The 21,059-nt window shown below is 71.8% G+C and carries 25 protein-coding genes and 2 pseudogenes; 5 read left to right on the top strand and 22 right to left on the bottom strand.

The genetic code is table 11. The features are described from left to right. Window positions 1-149 precede the first annotated feature (149 nt). The 4 genes from OG852_RS22015 (at window position 150) to OG852_RS22000 (ending at window position 4,229) form a co-directional block, all read left to right on the top strand. Window positions 150-608, top strand: a complete 459-nt coding sequence (locus OG852_RS22015; protein ID WP_330348757.1) for a plasmid mobilization protein — start codon at window positions 150-152, stop codon at window positions 606-608. Continuing rightward, window positions 608-2,377: a relaxase/mobilization nuclease domain-containing protein gene (locus OG852_RS22010; protein ID WP_133910651.1), complete on the top strand. Its 1,770-nt coding sequence runs from the start codon at window positions 608-610 to the stop codon at window positions 2,375-2,377. The genes OG852_RS22015 and OG852_RS22010 overlap by 1 nt, the downstream gene beginning before the upstream one ends. A gap of 114 nt (window positions 2,378-2,491) precedes the next feature. After that, on the top strand, window positions 2,492-2,878 hold the full coding sequence (locus OG852_RS22005; RefSeq protein ID WP_133910650.1) for a hypothetical protein: 387 nt from the start codon (window positions 2,492-2,494) through the stop codon (window positions 2,876-2,878). A gap of 109 nt (window positions 2,879-2,987) precedes the next feature. Continuing rightward, the gene (locus OG852_RS22000; protein WP_133910649.1) at window positions 2,988-4,229 is read left to right on the top strand and encodes a DUF6236 family protein; all 1,242 of its coding nucleotides are present in this window, start codon (window positions 2,988-2,990) and stop codon (window positions 4,227-4,229) included. 6 nt (window positions 4,230-4,235) lie between these two features. Here the strand turns inward: OG852_RS22000 and OG852_RS21995 are convergent, their stop codons facing one another. The 4 genes from OG852_RS21995 to OG852_RS21980 form a co-directional block, all read right to left on the bottom strand. Further along, on the bottom strand, window positions 4,236-4,469 hold the full coding sequence (locus OG852_RS21995) for a hypothetical protein (protein ID WP_133910648.1): 234 nt from the start codon (window positions 4,467-4,469) through the stop codon (window positions 4,236-4,238). Between the two features lie 264 nt (window positions 4,470-4,733). Then, window positions 4,734-5,063, bottom strand: a complete 330-nt coding sequence (locus OG852_RS21990) for an esterase (RefSeq protein ID WP_133910647.1) — start codon at window positions 5,061-5,063, stop codon at window positions 4,734-4,736. Window positions 5,064-5,154: 91 nt separating this feature from the next. Next, a complete protein-coding gene (locus tag OG852_RS21985) occupies window positions 5,155-5,367 on the bottom strand; it encodes a hypothetical protein (protein ID WP_133910646.1) in 213 nt (70 codons plus the stop codon). A gap of 352 nt (window positions 5,368-5,719) precedes the next feature. Continuing rightward, window positions 5,720-6,076: a DUF317 domain-containing protein gene (locus OG852_RS21980; protein WP_133910645.1), complete on the bottom strand. Its 357-nt coding sequence runs from the start codon at window positions 6,074-6,076 to the stop codon at window positions 5,720-5,722. A gap of 90 nt (window positions 6,077-6,166) precedes the next feature. On the opposite strand from OG852_RS21980, the gene OG852_RS21975 reads away from it, so the two are divergent. Beyond that, window positions 6,167-6,562: a hypothetical protein gene (locus tag OG852_RS21975; RefSeq protein ID WP_330348756.1), complete on the top strand. Its 396-nt coding sequence runs from the start codon at window positions 6,167-6,169 to the stop codon at window positions 6,560-6,562. Window positions 6,563-6,566: 4 nt separating this feature from the next. Here the strand turns inward: OG852_RS21975 and OG852_RS21970 are convergent, their stop codons facing one another. From OG852_RS21970 to OG852_RS21885, 18 genes and pseudogenes are all read right to left on the bottom strand, one after another. Further along, window positions 6,567-7,055, bottom strand: coding sequence for a hypothetical protein (locus tag OG852_RS21970; RefSeq protein WP_133910644.1), 489 nt, complete (start codon window positions 7,053-7,055; stop codon window positions 6,567-6,569). A 71-nt stretch (window positions 7,056-7,126) separates the two neighbouring features. Then, window positions 7,127-8,017, bottom strand: coding sequence for a DUF317 domain-containing protein (locus tag OG852_RS21965; protein WP_133911245.1), 891 nt, complete (start codon window positions 8,015-8,017; stop codon window positions 7,127-7,129). Between the two features lie 174 nt (window positions 8,018-8,191). Further along, window positions 8,192-9,028 (bottom strand): winged helix-turn-helix transcriptional regulator, encoded by an 837-nt coding sequence (locus OG852_RS21960; RefSeq protein WP_330348754.1) that lies wholly within the window; start codon window positions 9,026-9,028, stop codon window positions 8,192-8,194. A 48-nt stretch (window positions 9,029-9,076) separates the two neighbouring features. Continuing rightward, complete coding sequence (locus OG852_RS21955) at window positions 9,077-9,622, bottom strand: hypothetical protein (RefSeq protein WP_133910642.1); 546 nt, start codon at window positions 9,620-9,622, stop codon at window positions 9,077-9,079. 176 nt (window positions 9,623-9,798) lie between these two features. Next, window positions 9,799-10,467 (bottom strand): hypothetical protein, encoded by a 669-nt coding sequence (locus OG852_RS21950; protein ID WP_133910641.1) that lies wholly within the window; start codon window positions 10,465-10,467, stop codon window positions 9,799-9,801. Then, complete coding sequence (locus tag OG852_RS21945) at window positions 10,464-10,952, bottom strand: hypothetical protein (RefSeq protein WP_133910640.1); 489 nt, start codon at window positions 10,950-10,952, stop codon at window positions 10,464-10,466. The genes OG852_RS21950 and OG852_RS21945 overlap by 4 nt, the downstream gene beginning before the upstream one ends. After that, the gene (locus tag OG852_RS21940) at window positions 10,949-11,716 is read right to left on the bottom strand and encodes a glycosyl hydrolase (RefSeq protein WP_133910639.1); all 768 of its coding nucleotides are present in this window, start codon (window positions 11,714-11,716) and stop codon (window positions 10,949-10,951) included. Before OG852_RS21940 ends, OG852_RS21945 begins: the two co-directional genes overlap by 4 nt. Then, on the bottom strand, window positions 11,713-12,309 hold the full coding sequence (locus OG852_RS21935) for a DUF4913 domain-containing protein (RefSeq protein ID WP_133910638.1): 597 nt from the start codon (window positions 12,307-12,309) through the stop codon (window positions 11,713-11,715). Before OG852_RS21935 ends, OG852_RS21940 begins: the two co-directional genes overlap by 4 nt. A 153-nt stretch (window positions 12,310-12,462) precedes the next feature. Continuing rightward, complete coding sequence (locus tag OG852_RS21930) at window positions 12,463-12,771, bottom strand: hypothetical protein (protein WP_330348753.1); 309 nt, start codon at window positions 12,769-12,771, stop codon at window positions 12,463-12,465. Between the two features lie 327 nt (window positions 12,772-13,098). Continuing rightward, window positions 13,099-13,365: pseudogene (locus OG852_RS21925) on the bottom strand (DNA cytosine methyltransferase); the annotation flags it as partial. Window positions 13,366-13,486: 121 nt separating this feature from the next. Next, window positions 13,487-13,660 (bottom strand): annotated as a pseudogene (locus tag OG852_RS21920) (DNA cytosine methyltransferase); the annotation flags it as partial. A 1-nt stretch (window position 13,661) separates the two neighbouring features. Next, window positions 13,662-14,246 carry a hypothetical protein gene (locus OG852_RS21915; RefSeq protein WP_133910637.1) on the bottom strand — a complete coding sequence of 195 codons (585 nt, stop codon included), beginning with the start codon at window positions 14,244-14,246 and terminating at the stop codon, window positions 13,662-13,664. Between the two features lie 60 nt (window positions 14,247-14,306). Then, entirely contained in the window at window positions 14,307-15,476 is a 1,170-nt protein-coding gene (locus OG852_RS21910; RefSeq protein WP_133910636.1) for a DnaB-like helicase N-terminal domain-containing protein, read from the bottom strand. Continuing rightward, window positions 15,473-15,718 (bottom strand): hypothetical protein, encoded by a 246-nt coding sequence (locus OG852_RS21905; protein ID WP_133910635.1) that lies wholly within the window; start codon window positions 15,716-15,718, stop codon window positions 15,473-15,475. The genes OG852_RS21910 and OG852_RS21905 overlap by 4 nt, the downstream gene beginning before the upstream one ends. A gap of 259 nt (window positions 15,719-15,977) precedes the next feature. Then, window positions 15,978-16,991, bottom strand: coding sequence for a hypothetical protein (locus OG852_RS21900; RefSeq protein WP_133910634.1), 1,014 nt, complete (start codon window positions 16,989-16,991; stop codon window positions 15,978-15,980). After that, window positions 16,988-18,772 carry a type IV secretory system conjugative DNA transfer family protein gene (locus tag OG852_RS21895; RefSeq protein WP_166663427.1) on the bottom strand — a complete coding sequence of 595 codons (1,785 nt, stop codon included), beginning with the start codon at window positions 18,770-18,772 and terminating at the stop codon, window positions 16,988-16,990. The genes OG852_RS21900 and OG852_RS21895 overlap by 4 nt, the downstream gene beginning before the upstream one ends. A gap of 116 nt (window positions 18,773-18,888) precedes the next feature. Continuing rightward, on the bottom strand, window positions 18,889-19,563 hold the full coding sequence (locus tag OG852_RS21890) for a hypothetical protein (RefSeq protein WP_133910633.1): 675 nt from the start codon (window positions 19,561-19,563) through the stop codon (window positions 18,889-18,891). A 70-nt stretch (window positions 19,564-19,633) separates the two neighbouring features. Further along, a complete protein-coding gene (locus tag OG852_RS21885; RefSeq protein ID WP_330348752.1) occupies window positions 19,634-20,911 on the bottom strand; it encodes a hypothetical protein in 1,278 nt (425 codons plus the stop codon). Between the last annotated feature and the right edge of the window lie 148 nt (window positions 20,912-21,059).

The following is a 21,059-nucleotide window of genomic DNA, read 5'->3' as shown; positions in this document are numbered from 1 at the left end:
CTCCAGGCGGAGCAAGTTGTCGCGTACGACGGTCCTACGGCCCGTCGTACGCACTTGCCCCCGCCCAGGGGAGCGGGGGAAGTCCGGCTGGTCCCCGAGCGAGGGCGCACGGTGACCAGCCGGACTCCCGGCACCAGGGGGCGCCGGTCGTGGGAGGAGAAGCAGACGACCGCGCCCCGCGCGAGCAGCAGAGCCCGAGCCAACCCGCGTTCCCCGACCGCAAGCCGCGCCGACGCACCCGCAACCCGAGCCAGCGCACCCACAAGACGACCACCCGCCTGTCCGACACCGAGAAGAGCGAGATCACTGCCGCCGCCAAGCAGCGCGCCGTCACCGTCGCCCGTTTCCTCGCCGCCGCCGGCCTCGCCGTCGCCCGCGGTTCGACCACCGTGCACACCAACGAACAGCTCGACGCCGCCATCGACGAGCTGGCCGCCCTGCGCACCGCCATCTCCCGTGTCGGCAACAACATCAACCAGATCGCCTTCGTCTACAACGCCGGAGGACAGCCCCTCCCCGGCGAACTCGACCGCGCCCTGACGACCGTGAACCGCGTCCTGACCCGCGTGGACGACGCGGCAGACACCCTGGTGAAGAAGCGCCTCTGATGGTCCCCAAGATCCGACGCGGCTCGCGCACCCATGGCCTGCTCGTCTACCTGTACGGCCCCGGCAAGCGCGACGAGCACACCGACCCCCACCTCGTCGGCAGTTGGGACGGCTTCGCCCCCGACCCCGGTCGCGACACCAGCCCCGACCCCGACCCCAAGGTCACCCTCGCCCGGCTCGCCGCCGCCCTGGACCTGCGGGTCAAGCAGGCTGGCGACAAGGCGCCGACCCAGCACGTCTGGCACTGCTCGGTCCGCACCGACCCCGGCGACCGGACCCTGACCGACGACGAGTGGAACACCGTCGCCCGCCGCCTGGTCCACGCGGTCAACCTCGCCCCCGAAGGCGATCCTGACGGCTGCCGCTGGGTCGCGGTGCGCCACGCCGACGACCACATCCACATCCTCGCCACCATGGTCCGAGGCGACCTGCGCCGCCCGAGGATGAACTACGACTTCAAGAAGGCCCAGGCCGAATGCCGTCGTATCGAACAGGAGATGGGCCTGCGTCGGCTCAAGCCCGGCGACGGCACTGGAGCCAAGACGCCCACCAGCGCCGAGCGCTTCAAGGCCGAGCGGGTCGGCCGACCCGAGACAGCGCGCGAGACGCTGCGCGAAGCCGTCCGTCAGGCCGTCGCCGGAGCTGCCAGCGAGGCCGAGTTCTTCACCCGCCTTCGCGAGGCGGGCCTGCGCGTCAAGCTGCGGCACGCGCCTTCCGGGGCCGTCCTCGGCTACACGGTCGCGCTGCCCGGAGACCGCAACCGTGATCGCGAGCCGGTCTGGTTCGCGGGCTCGACCCTGGCCCCCGACCTCTCCTATCCCAGGATCCAGCGCCGCCTTGCCGACGGAACCCCCGAGACGGGCCCGCTGCTGGAAGCCGACAGCGTCCGCTTGGACTGGTCGCCGTCCGCACGGGGGCGACGCACCGCGACCGGGATCGCCGAGCGCGCCGCAGTCCTCCTGGACAGCGACGACGACGAAGCCGCAGCCCAACTCGTCGGAGTCGGTGAACTCCTGGACGCCGTCGCCCAGACCTCCCCGGCCGCCACCCGCGCCGAACTCGGCGCTGCCGCCCGCTCCTTCGAACGCGCCACCCGCAGCCACGTCCGAGCCGAACGCGCCGACACCCGGGCGATCCGCTCGGCGGCCCGGGGCATCATCCAGGCCGGTGGCGCGCTCGGCCGGGGAGAAGACGGCGGCACCACCGCCATGCTCGTCTCCACCCTGGTCCTGGTGGCGCTGGCCGCAGCACGCTGGCACTCCGCACGCGGTCACGCCCAGCAGGCCGAAGCCTCCCGACAGGCCGCCGAGCACCTTCGCGCCGCCTACCGCCATGCCGCCGCCGCACCCATGCAGGCCCTGCGCGACCAGGGCCGAGCCTTGCCCGAAGCCCAGCGCCGCACCTACGAGACCACCATCCGCGCCGCCCTGCCCGAGAACCGCACCCGACCCCGCACGAGCACGAAGAACGACGCCTTGGCCGCCACCCTGGCTCAGGCCGAGCAGGCAGGCCACGACCCGAAGGCCCTCCTGCAGGAGGCCATCGCCATGCGCGAACTCGACACGGCCGAGGACGTGAACGATGTCCTGGTCTGGCGACTGCGCCGCCTCGCCCAGCTCCCCGCCCACCCGGGCGAAGCCACTCGACGCCCGCAGGCCGGCACCGGTCGCGCCACGCCTCCCGCCAACCCGGCCAGCGTCCGGACCGCGCCCCCGGCCTCGCCGAGGCCCGCCGCACCGGACCCGCACAGCCGCCCGCCGCGTCGCTGACCAGCAGTCCGGCAAGCCCGCCACCATCCTGCCGGACTGCGCGAAACACCTGGACAACCCGCTCCACCGGCTGTTACGGATGAAGAGAAGGACCTCGACCGGGAGACGACGCTCGTGCTCAGAACGACCGACAACCACGTAGAGACGGCCCCCGTCCTGCCCGCCGGAAGTGATCCGCTGCTGCAACTCCAGTACGAGACGCAGCCGCCCAGCGGACCCGGAACGACGCGATGCCTCAGCCACCCGCCGGAGCTGGCCCTGCGCGGCATCCCCGTGCTGTGCTCGGCCTGCCGGGCCCGGCGCGACTGGCTGCTCATCAACCACGGCCGCAATGTCTGGGTCCGCTGCCGCTGCGGCAACCAGTGGCTCGAGCCCGAGATCAGCCGCGCCGACTTTGACGCCATGATCGCCATCCCGGACGGGACGACGTACCCCAGCGTCGGACAGGGCCTGATCGCACTCGGCTTCGACGGCGCGTTCGCCGGCACCTACCTGGAGTAGGGCAGCGCGGTTCCGCTCCCTGCACCAGCAGCGAACACCGCTTGCGTAGCATGCTGTCGGCCCCCGGACGCATCCGGTGAGGCCGACATGACGCGGTGAAAGGGCAGCAGTGCAGCGGATCGGCCTCTACTACCCGTACGTGCACTTCCGCAAGGAGCAGTGGATCAAGGCCGCCGCCCTCTACTGGCCGGGTCTGGCCCGAGTCGTACCACGCGGTTTTCGTGTCAACGACCCGGACCTGGTCAAGGCCCTGCGCGACGGGCTGGACAACTTCCTCACCGACGTGGACCCCAGGGAGGCGGCAGCCGCTGTCGCCCCAGCCTTCCTGAAGGCTGTCGAGGACCACGGCACCGAACTGAGGCAGCGCTTTCTGGCAACGGCCGACACACGACCCTTCCACACGCATCAGGGGAACCGGCCTGAGCTGTTGATGGGAGAGCGCATCATCAACGCCGAGCCGACCTCGCCTGACGACCTGCGAACGCTTCCGCGCGACGAACGCCCCCTCGCCGGCCTCTACCCGCACGAGGTAGACCCAGGGCTTGCCGGCGCCCTACGCGGTGCCGGTCTCGCCGTGCCAGCCATGCGGTCGCGCATCGCCAGATCCGCGGACGTGACGTGGCTGGCCATGGACCCGGTCCTGGCCTGGATCTACAAGTGCGTGCTCACCGAGGAGCTGGCCCGCCGTACGCGCTACGCGCCGATCACCGACCAGGTCGCGGCCCACAGCGCCACGGACGGCTGGGACAGCGACCGGATCGCTGCCGCCATGTTGGGCGAGCCGCCCCGACCGGCAAGCTCCGGCGAGACAACACGACTCGGGCTGATGGCCGTGCAGTGCGTCCTCCCGGACGGCCTGCGCTCGGTGCCGGTGGCGAAGATCATCCAACTGCGGAACGACTACAAGGCAGAATTCAGTGCCTTCAGGCGAGCAGTCGACAAGGCTGCGGCAGACCTGCGGGAGCAGGTGGGAGGCATCGAAGACCGCGCAGCCTTCGAACACCACCTCCGGATGACATTCGACGAGAGCATCGCCCAGCCACTTGAGGACCTGCGGAAGGCTATGAGCGGCCTCAACCTCAAAACCTTCTACAGCGCGCTGAACTACAAGTTCGAAGTGCCCGCCCTCGCCGCGGCGGCGAGCGGCTGGGCAGGCAACGTGCCGATCGCCGGAGGAAGTCTCGCGATCGCCGCCGCGACCCTGCGCCAGGCCACGGCGGAGGCACGCGACGCTCAGCTCGCTGGCTCTCCGGTCAGCTACCTGCTCAGAGTGGAACGGAACCTGAAGCCGACCACACTGGTGCGGCGGGTGGCGCGAACGCTTGGCCGAGCTGCCGGCTCCGGAATCTAGCCGCGCTCAACCGCGGTTGCTGTGCTTGGGCAGCTCGCCCCGGAAGTCGCAGCCGGGGCACTCGTCCTCGCCCTGGACATGGCCCTCGTACCAGCCGTGGACGGCTGCGTGGAGGATCGCCTCCTCTACCGAGGCTTCGCCGCTGCGGACCGAGGCGATGGCGTTGCCGACAATCAGCCGGAGCACGGTGCTGTCTGGCGAGGGAAACGGCGGGGACGGCATCGGCGAGTCGGTCGTCATGGCCGCAGCCTATGGGTGGGACCGACTGCCGGTCAGCCGGATGCCGTGCCGTCGGGTCGGGCGGTGCCGTGCAGGTCGCTGTGGCGGCTGCGGGCTGCCCGGACGCGGATGCCAAGGTGGGCGGCACCTCCGGATACCCCAGGCCGTTGGTCGTTGGCCGTCCTGTCTACTCGCTCGCCGGTGATGAGCGTACGCACCATCCGGACGGGTGTACGGCGGAGGCCGCCCCTGCCGTGGGCGGGGGCGGCCTTCTGCGGGTGGCGGTCAGACCTCGGCGAGGCGGTTGGAGAGGTCCAGGGCGCTGGTGGCGACGGCGAGGGCGGCGCACAGGCCGGTCACCTCGTGGATGGTGGGGCGGACCAGGCGCGGCCAGTCGTCGGGGGCGGCGGGCCAGGAGGCGAGGAGGACCTCGGTGGTGGCCAGGCCGAGGTGGGCGGTGACGTCCCAGCCCGCGCGGGAGGCGGGCTCCCAGTGCAGACGGATACGGCCGAGCGGGAGTTCATGGGTGTCCGCCGGGAGCCAGGAGGCGTCGAGCGGTCCCTCCGGGAGGGCGGAGACGCGCTGGACCAGTGCGCCGCTCGCTCCCGGCGGCATGGGCCGCACGGCGAGGGCGTGCAGAGGGTGGGCGGTGGAAGGGCGGTGTCGCGGTGAGATCGGGGCCTCCTGGACAGGTCCGTACGGCGGGTCAGGCCCAGGCGAGGGCGTTGCGGACCGATGCCGGGAGGTAGCCCTCTTGGCCGTTTTCGGCGATGAACGCCATGCCGTCGCCCACGACGACGTCGGTGCCGACGTAGTGGGCGAAGGGCCAGTCGGGGTTGACGGCCAGGCGGATCGGCAGGTCGGGGTCGAGGTTCTGAAGTTGGCGGAGCAGGTGGCCGACGGTCAGGCACTGGGGCACGGGAGATCTCCGAGAGCGAGATAGAGGGTGAAGCGGTGCGGCTGGTGGATGGTCACCAGGCGTCGAGGCGGAGCAGGTCACCGTGCACATGTGCAACGGGTCTGCGCTGGTGGGGGGCTTGCTTGACGAGGTCAGAAGGTGCGGAGTCGTCGCTTCTCTGCGTGCCGTTGTGCGCGGCGGCGCAGGACCTTCGCCTTCGATCCGATGGTGGAGGGGTAGAGGTAGCAAGTGCAGCCTCTCCGTGCGTATCGGCAGGTCCGGCGGTAGTTGGGGCGGGTAGCGCCGAGCATGCGGGCCACGATGACTCCTTCGCGAGGTCGGGCCGGACGGCAGTGCGGCGGCCTGGCCGTCGTTACTGAGAGGTCCGGGGAAGTGCGGCGATGAGCGCGGCGAGGAAACCGGCCACGCCCTCGGAAGGGGTGTCGGGGCCGAACTCCTGGATCCAGGGCTCGGCGTCGGAGGGGTGGACCTGGACCTGCCAGACGATGCCGCGCTTCCAAGCGGTGGTGTCCTCGGGGAGCCAACCGACGTAGACGCGGCCGTCCGGGCTGGTGCAGTGCACATTGGCCTCCGGGGTGTCGACGATCGCCCAGCCGAGCCCGCCGAGCAGTTCGAGGACCGGGCTCGCACAGTGGTCGCTGGAGAGCCAGGCGCGTTCCTCCACGGCGGGGCGGACGACGGCTGGCAGGAGGGTGCTGGAGGCGTTCACGAGTGGGCGTCCCTTCGTTGACCTGCGGGTTTTCCCGACGTCCGTACGTTGACATGCGGTGTGCCGAAGTACGTAGTTGTTTCCCGGAAGGTGAGGTCTGCCGTGGGCGAACTGGCCGTCGAGGAGAGCGGAGGCCGGCGGGCCGGGGAATGGATCGGCGCGACCGGTTGTCGTAACCGGGTTGCGGCGCGGGGCCGTACGGAGCAGAAGGGGCAGGCCATGGCGGAGTCGAGCAGACACTGGGACGGTGCCGGGCTGGAGCGCAAGATCCGTGGCGCCGGGCGGCCGTGGACGGTGGGCGACATAGCGATGGTGGCCGACAGGCAGTGGGCCGTGGGCATCCAGGCCGGGAGGCAGCGTGGCGGGGAAGCCGTGGTGGAGAGTCGGATCGCGGATGGGCGGCGCGTCGAGCTGACGTTGGTGGAGCTGGCCCGCGCGATGGACTCCTGGTCCGGCGTGGCCCATCGCGACGAAGACTCCCGCTGACCGGTTACCTTCCGGGCCCGGTCGTGGCCACCGTGGGGCGGACAGCGGCCGACGGGGCGGGCTGGTCCGGTGGTTGGCCCAGGGTACGCGGCGCGTGCGCGGAGCGGGCGACAGCGGCCTGGGCCAGGCTGAGCGACGGTGCCCGGTCCGTGGTCACGGCGGCTTCGCGGGCCTCGATCACGTGGCTGATCGCCTGCAGGGCTATGCGGCTTTCGGCCTGCGTGACGCGCAGGTCCACCGCCGAGCTGGTGATCCGCTCCAGGTCGTGGAAGGCCGGCACATGATCGGGCCGGGTGAGGGCGTGCAGGCGGTCCTGGTGGACGGCGACCGCGTTGTTCGAGACGACGAGGCTCGAACGGATATGCATCGCCGAGCGCAGGAGCGGATCCTCGACGGGGCGGCGGACCGCGAGGGTTTCCAGCGCCTCGATGGGGCGGCCCCAGGCTTTCTCGATCATCGCGTCGGCCTGGTCGAGTGCGGTGGCGTCGGGCATGGCGGAACTCCCGGTATTCGGAGGTGCTGCTTCGGTCAGAGGCGACGTCTCGGAGGGGCTGGGGGCGGGAGTCAGCGGCTGTGCCGTGGGGCCGACGGGCTGGCCGGCGGCCTGGCCGCGGCTGCGTGTGCGGGGTTGCCCGACAGATTCTGTGTCGAAGTCGCGGTGCGACTGCGAGCGGCCACCACGCGGAGGTCGGCTGCTGTCTGCGGGGCGCGTGCGGCGCGGTGTACGGCCTGGGCGACAGCGGTGCGGCGCACGTCGAGTGGGGTCGGAGCACGAGAGATCTGAGGATCGGCGGCTTGGCCGACCGGGGTCAGTGTGACCAGGTGCTCCACCTTGCGGTTGATCTGGTGCCGCTCACGAATCGCCGGGGCTGAGTCCGACATGGCGGCTGCGGTCGCCGCGATCAGGTGGGTCGGGGTGCGGGCTGTGAAGACCGCTTCCGCGCGCGTGCCCCAACCCGGAGGACCGGCCCACAGCCTGACGGTTTCGTCGTCCCAGTCAGAGAGGCGGTTGTCGATCAGAACGCCTGCTTGTCCGTCGGGGGCGATGATCTCGACAGTGCCGCGCTCGGCCGCCCCGTCGCGGGTCCAGCCGGCATTGGTCAGCGGCCGGACGGCACCAGCCCAGTACAACGACGGGCTCGTCAAGAAGCGCGCGTTGCCTTCGGTGGCCTCGGCTTCGGCGTAGTCGTGGGCCAGAGCGCTGGTGAGCCCGGCGACGATCTCGGCCGGGGTGACGTGGTTGAAGGTTGCCGTCCAGCGGGGTGCGGAGACGGCGTCCTCGGCGGCGTTGATCTTCCACAGTTCGAAGTCGTCGCCGAACCAGCCGATCCGTATTCGCTGGTCGGGCGAGGTGACGAGGAGCTGGCAGGGGCCCTCGTCGAGATAGTGGTGCGGCCAGTGACTGACAGGGGCGAAGCCGGCGTCCCCGGTCCCGTTGGAGCCGGCCAGGTACATGGGGCTGACCAGTACCTCTTGATAGGGATGCTGGTCGTAGGGCTGGGTGTTCACAGTCGGGACTCCGAGGTGTAGGAGGGGAACGCGCCCGCGTGCGCGGAGGAACGAACGGCTGGACTGCACGGGGGCGCCGTGGCAACGGCGTGAAGCGGCTGGCTCTCAGTGCCACCCGGATCACCGGCCCCGGGAGGAGGCCGACTGAGCGGCCACGGACACCGGTACCCGCGGTTGTGGCTGCGGGGCGTGGCTGAACAGGGAGCTGGGCGCGGCGGTGCTCCGCCGCAGGGCCGCTGAGGTACGGATGCCGTCCGACCCTGGCGGGATGCCCGTGTGGGTGCGCGTGGCCGCCGCGACCCGGACAGGGGCGGGACGTGGTGCGGCGACGGGGTTGCTCCAGTGCTCGATGGCTGCGTAGACCGGGCCGAGCGCCCGCCCGGCTGCGGTCAGGACGTACGGATTGCCGTGGCGCGGTCCGGTGCGGGTGACCAGGCCGTCGAGCTGAAGCCGGATCAGGCGCTGCTGGGTGAAGCTGTTGTCCAGTCCTGCCTGTTCGGCGATGTGGACGAACCGCATGGGCCCGCCCGCGTCGAGGGCCTGGATCACGGCGGTCGAGTGGCGAAGGTGCAGCCGGCGCACGGCGTCCTCGACGCGCTCGGCACCGGCCACCTTGCCGAGCGACAGGTGCGCGTGGGACCAGTCGGACAGCGCACGGTGTACCGAGGACAGGGAGTTGCCGAACCCACTGAGCTGGTACGGGGCACCGTGGCGATCCCCGGCTCGGATCACCAGCCCGTCATCGTGCATCTGGGCCAGCCGCTTGCCGACGAACTGCTCGCTGACGAAGGGGAGGCGGGCGGCGACATCACGCACACGCATGGGGCCGCCCTGCTGGGCCAGGGTCTGTGCCGACCAGGTGGTCCACTTCGGCGCTATGAGGGACAGTGCGTCCTCGACGCGCTGGGCGTCGACGGAGCCGATCTGGGAGGTTGCGGGTTGTGTGGGGGTGGACATGGCGGTAACTCCGTTAGGGCGAAGGGGAATCGGGCGGCGGGGTGCGGATCAGTGGAGGTCGCGCTCGGCGCGGAGACGCTGGAGCACCGTGCCGAGGCGGCGGTTGCTGACGTGGATGCCGCGGGCGCGCAGGCCCTGGCGCAGGGCTTCGCGGTTGAGCCGGGGCAGACGGGCGGCGACCTGGCGGGCTACGGCTATGAGGTCCTCATCGCCCGGCGCGGGGCCGGTTCGCCGGGCGGTCGAAGGCCGGCGGGCGGCAGGCTGGTCCAGGAGGAGGCGAACGTCCAGCAGGTCCCAGACTGCCTCGGCTTCCGACTGCTCGCGGCGTTCGAGGTCCACGACTTCGGCCGCGTACCGCAGCACGAGGTCGTCGAGGGCGTGTTGGCCGGAGCGGCAGCGCTGCCAGGCCGCGTCGAGATTGCGGCGGGCGGCACGGGCATGGGCGTTCGTAGTGGCCAGGCCGTCGAGCCGCCGCAGCACGATGGGCAGAACGGGATCTCCCGAACCGCCATGCGCGCTGTGGCGCTGGAGGTCCTCCAGCGGTCGGCCGTACCGGTGCTCGACCAGGTGGCGGGTGTAGATCACGGTGGACATGGGGGTCTTCCTCCTGAGGATTTCAGCGGGAGCGGGAGCGGGAGGGCTTGGCGGTCGGGCCGGCGGGGGAACGCGGGTCGCGGGGTGGACGGTCGTCGCTCAGCGCCAAGGGGCCTCGACGCAGAACTTCTCGGCGACCAGGTGCGCGCCGGGCCGCTTCGCCCTGTCGTGGGGGTTCATTCGGCAGCGTCCATCCGGGCGAGCAGGGAGCGCACCAGGGTGGGCAGGCTGTCGGGGCCCTCGCCAATTCGGACGTGATCGGTTGCCTCACTGAGGACGTACGCGGCGTCTTCGAGGAGGCCGCTGGAGATCTCCATGCAGGCGTCGGTGATCCGGGAGGCGGCGAGCAGGGACCGAGAGAGCACCTCGACGTAGTCGCCGGGGCTGAGGTCGGCAGCCTTGGCGGCTGTGCGGATGGCGGCCAACTCCAGTGCGCTGAACGCGAAGTCGAACTCGTCGTCCTGGTCCGTTGGCGAGGGCGCGGCGAAGGCCGGGTCCGGCGGCTCGGCGGGGATGCCGACGCGCGTGCAGATCTGGTCGACGGAGGCGGTCAGCTCGGCGAGGGACTCGGTGAGCCAGCCGAGCGCGGAGGCGTAGGACGCCAGGGTGAACAGGCCGGCGGGGGTGGAAGGCAGTGGCTCCTCGACGACGAACTCTTCGAGTCGGTCGTTCAGTTCGCGGACAACCCGGGGACCGGCGGACAGCGCTCCGAGGACGGGATGCAGGTAGGAGCGGCCGGCGGAGGTGGGGTACTCGGTCGTCAGGACCTCCGAGACGCTCCGCGCGGCGTCGGTGAGCAGCCCGGCCAGTTCGGTGCGGTCGAGGGACGCACGGTCGGCGGTCATCGGATGGAGGCCTTTCGGGAGGCGGCCGGGGTGGCGGGGCTGGCTGCCGCCGGTGCGGTGGTCGGGAGGGACGCGGTCGGGTCGATTGCGTGGGGGGACCGGGACCGGGCCGCCTGGACCCGGGCCTCGGCCGCCGCGTCGGTGTCTTCGTGCCGGTTGAGGCCGGTGCGGTTGGTGCGGAGCTGGGCCGTGCGGTAGACCGCGTAGTCCTCCCGGGCACCGGCCGCGACGAGGTAGATCTCGCGTTTGTGGGTCGAGGTGGGCGGGGCCGGGCGGAACTGGATGACCATCCGGTAGGAGACGCCCGGGTCGACGTAGACCTTGTGGAAGCCCGCGAGGCGGCCGGTCAGCGGCAGGCAGTCGTCGCTGCCGTGGACCAGGTTCTGCAGTTCCAGCAGCGCCAGGTCGCGGATCTCGTCGGGGAGTTGACGCAGGTCCGCGATGGCGTCCGGGTGGGCGGCGAAGGCGAAGCGGGCGCGGCTCACATCGGCCTCCGGGGGGTCGGGCGCTGCCCCGTTCCTGCCGACGGCGTGTTGCCCGTGTCGAGGCCGGCTTTCGGGATCGCGGAGGCACCCGATGACCGGGTGAGGGCGGCGCGGGTCAGCCGGGCGGCGGCCTCACCTCGGTAGTCCGGAGGCTGCGGCAGCGGACTGCCGCGGTCTTCCAGCCAGTGGCGGGCGGCGGCCTCGTCGGCGAAGGCGCCCTCGCGCATCGTGTATGTGTGGGCGTCGGGGTTCCCCTCTTCGAGAAAGACACGAATCGGTGCCTGAGCGGCGCTGGAGTCACGGGTCAACGTCCACGTCTCGGACGGGGCGAAGTCCGAGGTCCAGCTGTCGAGGACCTTGTAACGAGAGCCTGACTCCCGGATCTGCCGCTCGACCCAGAGGGTGAGATCGTCGGCGGGCTTCAGGGAGTCCCCCTTGGCCTGGGCGATCCGCTCGGGCGGGCAGCCATGCTCGATCAGCCAGTTCTGGGCGAACGCCAGGCTGGCGTGGTTCGCGGTCTCGAAGGTGAACGTGCGCTCGCGCAGGTCCCGCGTGATCTTGATGGCGACGAGCGCCGGATCACCGGGGACGCCCCAGGTCATCGACCTGTCGTGGGCGACGAGGTAGCTGTGCGTCCCCTCCGGGGTGGTGTGGTGCTCGGCCAGCACGGTCAGGTCTCCGGCCCAGATGCTGCTCTCGGCGAGTTCGGAGGCGGCGTCGGCAGGCTCGAAGTCGGCGAGACGGAAGTCGGGTTCGGCGATCACTGGGTGGCTCCCGTCAGCTCGGGCGCCGGGGTGGCCAGCACGCGGTGGTTGGGCCGGGTCGGGCTCGTCGTGCATGCGGCGAAGGGGCCGTCGGGGGCACGGAGATGAACCAGGGTCTGGTCGAGGTGGTCTCGGTGCCACGTCGAGGGACCGGACAGGCCGGCCTCGGCGTCGGTGAGCTGCTGCCACGCGAGCCAGAGCGCGTGCAGCCGGGCAACGGCCTCGGGGTGCTCGTGCCACTGGTCGCACCACGGTCGGGTGGTGCTGATCTCCCGTCCGTAGACGGGCAGGAACAGGTGGTTCACCCAGTCGCTGAGCGCGGCCAGCTCGACGGCGTACGCCTCGCCGCCCAAGGCGAGGATGAACACCGAGGCCGGGGCGTCGGCCTTGTCGGCGCCGACGGCACCTGCGGTGGAGGTGTCCGCGGTGGGTTGAGGGGTGGAGACGGGCTCGGAGCCGAGGCGGTCGAGGATGACGCCGTGCTGGCGCACCTCCGCCATGGTCTTGGCGAGGGTGCTGGCGAGATCGTCGAGGTCGCCGTCGGGAACGCGGAACGGCTCGGGCTCGGGGGTGGCCTTGCTGGGGTCGGACATGGCGGATCCAAGGGAGTGAGCGAGCAGGGCGGGGGCGAAGCGCGGCGCGCTCTTCTGGAGGTCACGGCGGTGCTCCCTTCGCAGGTCGGCGTGGGCAAGAGGATGCGGAGATTCCGCGATTTGGTGCGGCCGGGGAAACCGGGTAACGGGGCGCTACGGCGCGGTGCAGCGGGGGCAGTCCGGCAAGGGCGGTGCCAGCAACTGCACGGCTCGGGACGCCTGTTGGGGGACCACGCCGTTGCCGAGTGCGGTGAGTTGAGCCGGTCGGCCGAGTCCCGGAGTGGCGGTCACCCAGCCGGAGGCCAGGCCCTGCATCCACTCCACGAAGTCGGCGCGCAGGCGTCCGGCGGCGTCGGTGGGCGGCGGCGCGGGGCGGGTGAGGTTCTCCCATCGGGCGATGGCGGAGGCGTACGCTCCCCATCGCTCGTCGGTACCTCCGCTTCCGTGGCTGCCTCCGCCCACAGCGGCAGGACCACTGCCGACAGGGGCTGGCGCCAGTCCTTGCCCGGACGGCGGCCCGGGGTGCCGGTGTCGCTCGCCTTCGGGGTGGGCAGCAGCGACGCTGCCGCGCTCGGCAGCGTCATGTCCCCGTTGCCGTGCCGCTGGTTCGGCGAGCCCTTGGTCCCGTCCGACGCCTTCGGCGTGGGCAGCAGCCACTCCACCTCGTCGGCCAGGTTCGGGCCGTGGCCGCCGCTCTTCCTCTTCGACGGATGCTGGGAGCCGCCGTTCTTGCCGATGTTGCTCGTGGGGGTCTTGAGCAGGGTGCTCGGTGGGCCAGGCGGCGAGGAAGGTGCGCTCGCGACGATGGGGGGCTCCGACGTCGGAGGCACGAAGCACGAGCCACCTCGCGTCGTACCGGAGATCGGCCAGGGAGCCGAGTACGGCACCAAGTGCCCGCACAGGAGGCTGGGTTGGGTCGTCTCCCAGACACCACGGGCAGAATTCCACGTCGCCAGGGGAACCGGCGGGCGAGGTGAGGAGTCCGCGGACATTCTCGATCACCACCAAGCAGGGGCGGAGGGCTTCGACCGCACGGGCGACGTGCAGCCACAGCCCCGAGCGGGTGTGGGGGTTGAGTCCGGCTCGGCGGCCGGCGACGGAGACGTCTTTGACAGGGGAAGCCGGCTGTCAGGACGCACACCCGAGGCACATCGGCCCAGTTGACGGCGGTGATGTCCTGCAGGTTGGGCACGCCGGGCCAGTGCCGGGCCAGGATGCGCGCGGCGTCGGGGTTGATCTCGGCGTGCCAGGCCACGGTGCCGCCGAGCGCGGTCTGGACCCCGAGGTCCAGACCGCCGTAACCCGAGCAGAGCGAGCCGATCAACGGCGTTCGCGCGGTGGTGGGTTCCATGTCACCGGCCACGTGTGATTCGGTCCGAGGGGGCCGCCGGGGCCGTGGTGACGTTGGGCGGCGGAGGCCCCGGAGAGCGCGCGGTGGTCGCGGACCGGCTGCGGGCAGCCTGGAGCCGCGCGGACGGGGGAGAGACCGTTGCCGATGCGGCGTACAGGGAGTTGGCTCCGTCGTGCAGTGCCGCGCCGGCGGTGGCGAGTGCTTCCTCCATCACCCGTACTGCTGCCTCCCGGGCATCCCTGGCGTCGGGCTGGTCGCGCAGACTCTCGCTCTGGTTCAGGAAGGCGAGCTGGTGGGCTACCGCTCCCAGGGCGGAAGCCGCTTCGCCCGCGGGCTCGACGGCGGCGGCGAAGTTGGTGATCACGCGAGCGGTGTGGGGCGCCTGGTTTTGGTCGGCGGCGCGGAAGAGGACCTCGTCGCCCAGAGCGGTGACCAGCTTTCCTAGTTCGGAGATCTGGCGGGCGACGGCGACGACGTCGGGTGAGCGGTGTGGGTCTCCCGGCACCGGCAGCTTGCCGCGCTGGGCGTCGAAGGCGGAGGCCGTGGCGCGCAGGGCCAGGGCGTCGGAGAGTGGGGTGTTGTCCACGGGGCGTTCCAAGGTGGGGACGGTTCGGATGGGCTGGGTTGGTGGGTGGGTGAGGACGGCTCAGCCGTGGGCGCGCGAGGGCGGTCGTGCGGCTGATGGTGTGGAGGCAGAGCCTGGGCGTTCCGAGGGCCGTGCGGCCGGTCGCGCTGTGCTGCGAGCGAGGGCGGCGTGGACCTGCGCCGTCGGGGGCCCCTCGGTCGGCGGCGCGGGGGGCGGCGCCGGAGCGGGGTGGCCGTTCGCGGTCTGCCAGCGGGCGCGCACGTTGTCGAGCGGCCCGAGCGCGTGCAGGGCGTGGCTGATGAGCCGTCCGGGGGCCAGGGTCTCGTTCTCGGCCAGGGTGAGGATGGCGCGGGCGGAGGCGGCGGCCGTACGGGCGACGGAAGAGCGCATGATCTGTTCGCCGAGCCACTCGGCGCTGCCGGCGCCGACGCCGTCGCAGATGGCGGTGAGCTGTTCGGTGGTCAGCGTGCCGTCGGCGAGCAGACCGCGCCGCTGGGCTTCCCACAGCACGGTGATCCGGTCGATGGGTTCGCCGCGGTGGTGCAGCGCTCCCAGGCAGCGGTAGAGCTGGCCGTGGGCGGGGTCGGCGAAGTCGCCGGGTCGCAGCCAGCCGACGACTTCGTCCATCGCCTTCGGCCGCTCGACCAGGACCGCCAGCAGGATCTGCTCGTCCTCGGCGACCTGTTCCGCTCGTACCGACGGCGGCGCGACGGGAGCTGTGGGGGGCGGTGTCGTCGGGGCGACTGGGCGCGGTTCGGACCCCCAGCGGCGCGCGAGGTCTTCGAGCACCCCGGCCAGGACGTCCGCATGGTGCAGCGCTCCTTCCACCTCACTGCGGAGGGCGTCGGCGCGGGCTGCCTGGTGGAGGCGGATCGCGTGCGCGGTCACGCTGCGGTGGATCGCTCCCTCCAGCACCATCCGGCCGTACACCGGGGCGTGCTCGGGTCGCGGGCAGGCCGAAATCAGGATGTGGGGATACACGGCGGTCAGCCCTCGGACGTGGTTGCTGGCCTCGGCGACGGCGTCCGTCACCCAGGACAGCGGCACGCGTTCTCCGGTCGCCACGGCGGGATGGCTCTCGGTCCGGAGCTTGCGCAAGGCGGCGAACAGAGCCTGGTGGATGGGCCGGTAGAAGTGATCCGGCGCGAGCCAGTCCAGGTGCGCGAGCTGGCCGGGGTCGAGCAGCACCGAGCCGAGCACCGCCTGCTCGGCACTCAGCAGCGGGTTCATCGCCGCCGCCCGGGGCGGGGAGTCGGCGGGTCGTCCTGCTGCGAGCGGAGATCGGCGACGGCCTGGTCGGCGGCGGTCATCGCGTCGGCGAAGCGGTCCAGCTCGCCGGTGAACGTCGGATCGGTGGCGAGGATCGATCCGGAACCGGTGACCAGCCACCACTGGCCACCGCGTCGGACGACCGGTGACCGGGCGAGGCGTTCGGAACGCGACGGAGGAGGGGACGGAGTGTGCGAGGACACGAGGGGACTCCTGAGCAGGTAGAGGGGAGGGGCAGGCCGTGAGGTCGATGTCGGCCCGGACGGGGGTGCCGGAGCGGCAGGACCAGGCAGGAAGCCGCCCGGATGGCCGCTTTCCGGTTCGGCGCCCGTGAGCGCGTCGGAGATGTCGCCCTGACATCCGGACCACTCGTGTGGGCGGTGACCCGGTCGATCGGTGCCTGGTCCAGAGGCCGACGACTGCGGTGCGGATACGCCGGGCCGAGTAGCGGCGTGCCCTCCGTCAGCGGCGACGGCCGCGGTCGAGGGCCGTCTGCGCGGACGCCGGGAGGGACGACGTGGTGGGCGGTGGGGTGTGCGGTGTGGGGCGGGGTGTCGTGGTGCGTGCGGTGGCGGCTCGGACTCGTGGGGAGGTGCCGTCGGTGTGCCGGAGGGCGTTGGCGGTGTCGGTGAAGCGGCGCCAGGCGTAGTCGGAGCGGTCCGCGGTCCAGACCGGGGCTCGGGCGACGAGGGCTTCGGCGAGGGCGGCGACGTCGTTCTCGGGTGCGGTGCCGCAGGCGAGGAGGGGGCCGGCGGGGGACCACAGGTCGATACGCCATTCGTCGCCGAGCCGGACGGCGGTGACGAAGCCGTCGTCGGGCGCCGGCTGGTAGGTCCACACGTGGGCGTGGACAGTCCAGCCGGGTCCGGCGAAGACGGGTGGGGCCGGCTCGGGCAGCGGTTCGGGTGTGCCGACCTCGAACAGGTCGAGCAGCGGTCCGTCGTTGAGAGCCGCGTCCATGAGCCGCAGCGCGTCGTCCGTGGAGACGTCCTGGCGTCCCTTGAGCGCGGCGAGGACGGTGCGCAGGGTGCTGAGGTGTTCCCGGGCGTCGCCGGGGTCGAGCCGGTCCTCGGCGGGCCCGTCCTGGCGTAGCCAGTGCCGCACCGACGCCGCCTGGGACCGCAGCGATTCGATGTCCCTGGCGGAGAGCCGTTCCGGCAGGTGTTCGACGCGGTGGACCAACTGCCAGTAGGGCTTGAGGTGTTCGTTGACGACGTGGCGGGCGATGCGGTCGATCTGGGGGCGGAAGCCGGCCACGGCCCCGGCGCGGACCCGGTCGTCGTGGTGGCGTAGATCGGTGAGGAGGCGCATGTAGGCGTCGTGGGTGTCGATCCGGTCGCGGACGGCGGACTCGTAGGCCCGGTTGAGGAGTTCCAGATCCGACAGTTCCCGCGCTCCGGACTCGGGGTGGTGGGCTGCTTCGCGCCGGAGGGCGGCGACGCGTTCAACGGCGGGGACGTCCCAGACCCCGCTCATGCCGCCCGCCCGAAGCCGGAGGTGTTCGCCTTCGCGAGTGCGCGGTCGGTGATGGTGGCCGTGGCGGCGGCGGAGGCAGGCGCGATGGTCTTCGCCGACGGCTCCTTGTACCAGGGCTTGAGGTCGAGCAGCGCGATGCGTAGGCCGGTGGCCAGGAGGAGTGCCTTGCCCTTGGGCAGCGCACGGATCGCGTCGGGGGCGAGGATCCGCTCGGTGCGCATGGACACGGAGGTCGACTTGCCGCTGTCGGAGTGGGAGACGGAGACGGTCCGTACCTCGTGCTCCCCGATCGCGCGGCTCAGCTTGTCGGCGAAGTCGATGTCGTCGATGCCGGAGCCGACGATCTTGACCGTGGCGGCGCTCCAGAGTGCGTCCATGCCGGCCTCGCCCCAGCACCGCTGGCCCTGCCGGTAGGACTGCAGGATCGTCATCGGGATCACGCCCCGTGAGCCCAGGTGGCTGTACAGGTCGGGGAGATCGGAGATCTTGCACACGTTGGCGGCCTCGTCGAGGACGCACAGGGCGGGCGGGTCGAGCCGCCCGCCGGAGCGCTCGGCGACGACCACGGCCGCGCGCATCACCGCGTCGGCCGCCGCCGCGATGATCGCCGATGCCGAGCCGCCGCCGTCCTTGCTGAGCAGGTACAACGTGTCGCGGGAGGTGGCGAACGCGGAGGGCTTGAACTCGGGAAGGCGCTTGTCGGGTGTGACCCAGGCGGCGATGTCTGGGTCGAGCAGACAGCTCGCGTACTGCCGAGCGGTCTCGTAGATGCCGTCCCGCGTTTCGGTGGCCCCGCTGACGGTGCCCTGGAGCTGGGCGGCGACCGCCTCGTGTCCGGCATCGGTGAGCAGGTCCACCGGCGTGCGGTCGGCGGGGGAGGCGAGCCAGGCCAGGACATCGGTGATCGGGCGCCGATGGCTCGCGGCGGCCAGGAACAACGCGCCCAGCGTGTTGCTCGCGGCGGTGGACCAGAAGTCGGCACCGCTGGACTCGTCGACACTTGCGGCGACGAAGTGCCCGGCCAAACGTTTCGCCCCAGCCAGGTCACGGGCGTCGGCCAGGATGTCCCACCACATCTCGCGCGGGTGGTGGGCGATCTGCTGCGGGTCGAGCGTCCAGATCGTGCCGACCTCGGCACGGGCGTCCACCGTCGTGGTGAAGGCGTCGTTCGCCGCCTTGTTCGAGGTCAGCAGTACCGGGCCGGGAGCGGCGAGGATTGCGGGGATCGCCAGCCCGGACGTCTTGCCGGAGCGCGGGGCCATGATCGCGACGATCACGTCCTCCCAGGAGGCACGGACCTCGGCCCGGCCCGGGGAATGCGTGCCGACGAGGATCCCGCGGTCCGCGGGAGCGACCTCCGTCGGTTTGAGGCCGGACAGACTCGGCCGCAGGCTCTTCGCCTTGGCGGCGATCTCCTTGTTCATCAGAGGGGCGAGATCCCGCCTGCGGGCGAGGCCGTTCTTCGCACCGCCGCGCAGCCGCAGCCACACAACCAGGCCGGTGACGGTGAGGACGACGGAGAGCAGCCCGGGAACGAGCCGGGCGCCGACCAGCAGGGCGGTGGGGCTCAGGTGCGGCCACAGCGCGTCGGGGTGCAACAGCGCGTTGGTGGCCTCGAAGGGCGCCCAGGGGCCGGTGCCGACGAGAGCGTTGGTGAGGTTGCCGGTCAGCCAGGCGAGTGAGCCGAAGGCGATGGCGGCGCCGAGGACGCCGAACAGGAGGCAGAGGAGCGCGTCGGAGCCGGTGGTGGTCGAGGGCGCGCTGGTACGCGGGGCGGGCATGGCGGGTCCAAGGAGTGAGAGCGGACAAGGCGAGGCGGGGCGCGCGGCGCTCTTCTGCTGGGCATCGGGGCAACTCCTGTCGGGGCAGGGGACGGCAGTTGGGGGTCAAGCCGAGGTCATCGGGTGCGTGGCGACCGGGGCGGTAGGGCGCTGGTGGGTGGTTCGGATGCCGCGCCGACGGAGGGCGCGGTCCGCTGAGTGCCAGCGTGTGGGGAGGAGGCGCGGGCGGCTTGGCATCGGTCCGCTTCCGGGTTCCGGGAGGCGGGCGGCTCGTTGTCCGCGACTGCGTCGTTGCCGACGACATCGCTGAGCGGCTCCCTGGTCCGCAGTGCAGGCACCTCGTCGTGGTACTTGGGGTCGCTGAGTTGAACAGGGCACGCGGCGATCATGTCCCCGGCGACCTCCAGCTCCTCCTGGACGTCCCGCAGCATGCGGGTGGCGGCGGCCAGCCGTGTCCACGTCTCGAAGGTCGGGTTGTGGTGCGGGCTCTCGAAGGTCAGACGGGCTCGGGTCCAGTCGGCCGCTGTGGCCACGAGTTCGGTCAGCTGGGGGAGCGCCCCGAGGGCTCCGTTGACCTCCTCGATGATTCCGGCGACCTCATGGGGAGTTGCTGTCTCCGTGAGCCGGGCTGTCATCCCCGGGACGGAGTACGGGTCGGCCGACGGGTGGGGCAGGTGTCGGACCTGCGGGGGCGTGTCGGAGCCGGGCGCCTTGCCGCTGTAGGCAAGCCGGATGTTGTGCTGCATCGCGGCGCCTACGGCGTCGCCGATGCTCGGGTAGAACTCGGGCACTGTTCCTCCTTGGGCGGGGTGTTGGGTCGGTGCCGGGTGGGTTGGACAGATCCCTCGGACCTTGGCCGGTTTAACGGGTCCGAGGGCTTGTGACCTGCGGCGCACTTACGGCTGTACCGACCTCCGGCGACGGAGTTCCGAGCGCCGAAGACGCCTTGGCCCTGTCCGCTGCGGGTGACGTGGCGAGAGCCGCGTTTCGTGCGTCGGGCGGGGCTGGGGACTGCGTCTGTGCCCCGGTGTGGTCCTGGCGCGAGCCGCTGACACGGTGCAGTTCGCGTCCCGCTCCGACGAGTTCCGATTGCGCCGCGCTGACGAACTCCGCGGCGAAGCCGAACCGGTCGGCGAGCGCGTACGACTCGTCGTCGAGGTCGGTGATCTGTTCGCCTGCCGTCTCCAGAGCTTCCCGGAGGCGTTCCAGGACGCCGTGTTCGGGATGAAGGAGGTGACCGACCGCCTGGGCAAGGTCGGCACCGTTCTCGGCGGCCCTGATCTGGTCGGTCAGCCGCAGGACTTCGGCTCCGGCGGTGTAGAGCCCGAGAGGGTTGGCCGGGCTGGTCAACCGGCTCGTGTCGAGGTCGGGGTCCAGATCGACGCTGTACCGGGCGGCGCGGAGCATCTCGGCTGCGTGGGAGGCGATGGCGACGAGCTCAGCCTGCGGGGTGGTGGTCGCCAGGCGGTGGCGGCGGCCGTACCAGTCCTCGATCTGCTGGAAACCGGCGTGCTTGAGGAGCGTGGCGGACAGGTCGTCGCTGGCGCCCTTCGCCGAGACGCTGCCGCTGGGCTCTGCGCTGATGGTGATGTAGGGGGCAGGCACGTGGTTCTCCTGGGCACGGGGTGTCGGGCGCGGGGTCGGGGGCAGGTGGCCGAGTTCGGTGGCGATGCGGTGGCACTCGGTCTGGAGACGGAAGGCGTCGCGGTAGGTGTTGTGGAGGCTGCCGTCCTCGCGGGCGAGGGTGGCCACGATGTGCACTTGTCGTGCTTGGTTGCGCACGGCGATCCACCGGCAGGCGTCCGGATCGCCCTCCGGGGCGATGCCGGTGGCCGCCACGATCCGGCGGGCCACCTCGGCCCACTGCGCGTCGGTCGGGTCGGGGTGCCGGGGATCGGAGCGGACCGAGCAGACCCACACTGGCCGCTCGGGAGCTCGGGTCCCGAGGCGCTCGGCGGGTGCGTCGAGGGCGTGGGCCAGGTGCGCCGGCGCGTCGGTCTGGGCGAGCATCTCGATCGGGGCACCGTGGCCGTCCCCCGCGATCAGGCGGGGGTTGGTGTGGTTGCCGCGCTCGCCTGGCCCGTACAGGTACTCAAGGAGGCCGACGGTATGGCTGGCACGCTGCAGGTGGGCGATCACGGCGTCTACCTCGAAGGGGAGTGGTGAACGGGAGCCCGGGTGGTCGGGCCGTCGGGGAGAGAGGATCCGCGGAATCCGTGATTTGGCCCGGCCGGAGATGGGTGGTAGACGCCTGATTCACTGCGGCTCGTCGAGGCCCTGGTCGTAG

Source organism: Streptomyces sp. NBC_00582 (assembly GCF_036345155.1).
Classification (GTDB): Bacteria; Actinomycetota; Actinomycetes; order Streptomycetales; family Streptomycetaceae; genus Streptomyces.
The sequence above is the reverse complement of the archived record's forward strand: the minus strand, read 5'-3'. Positions and strand labels throughout refer to the sequence as shown.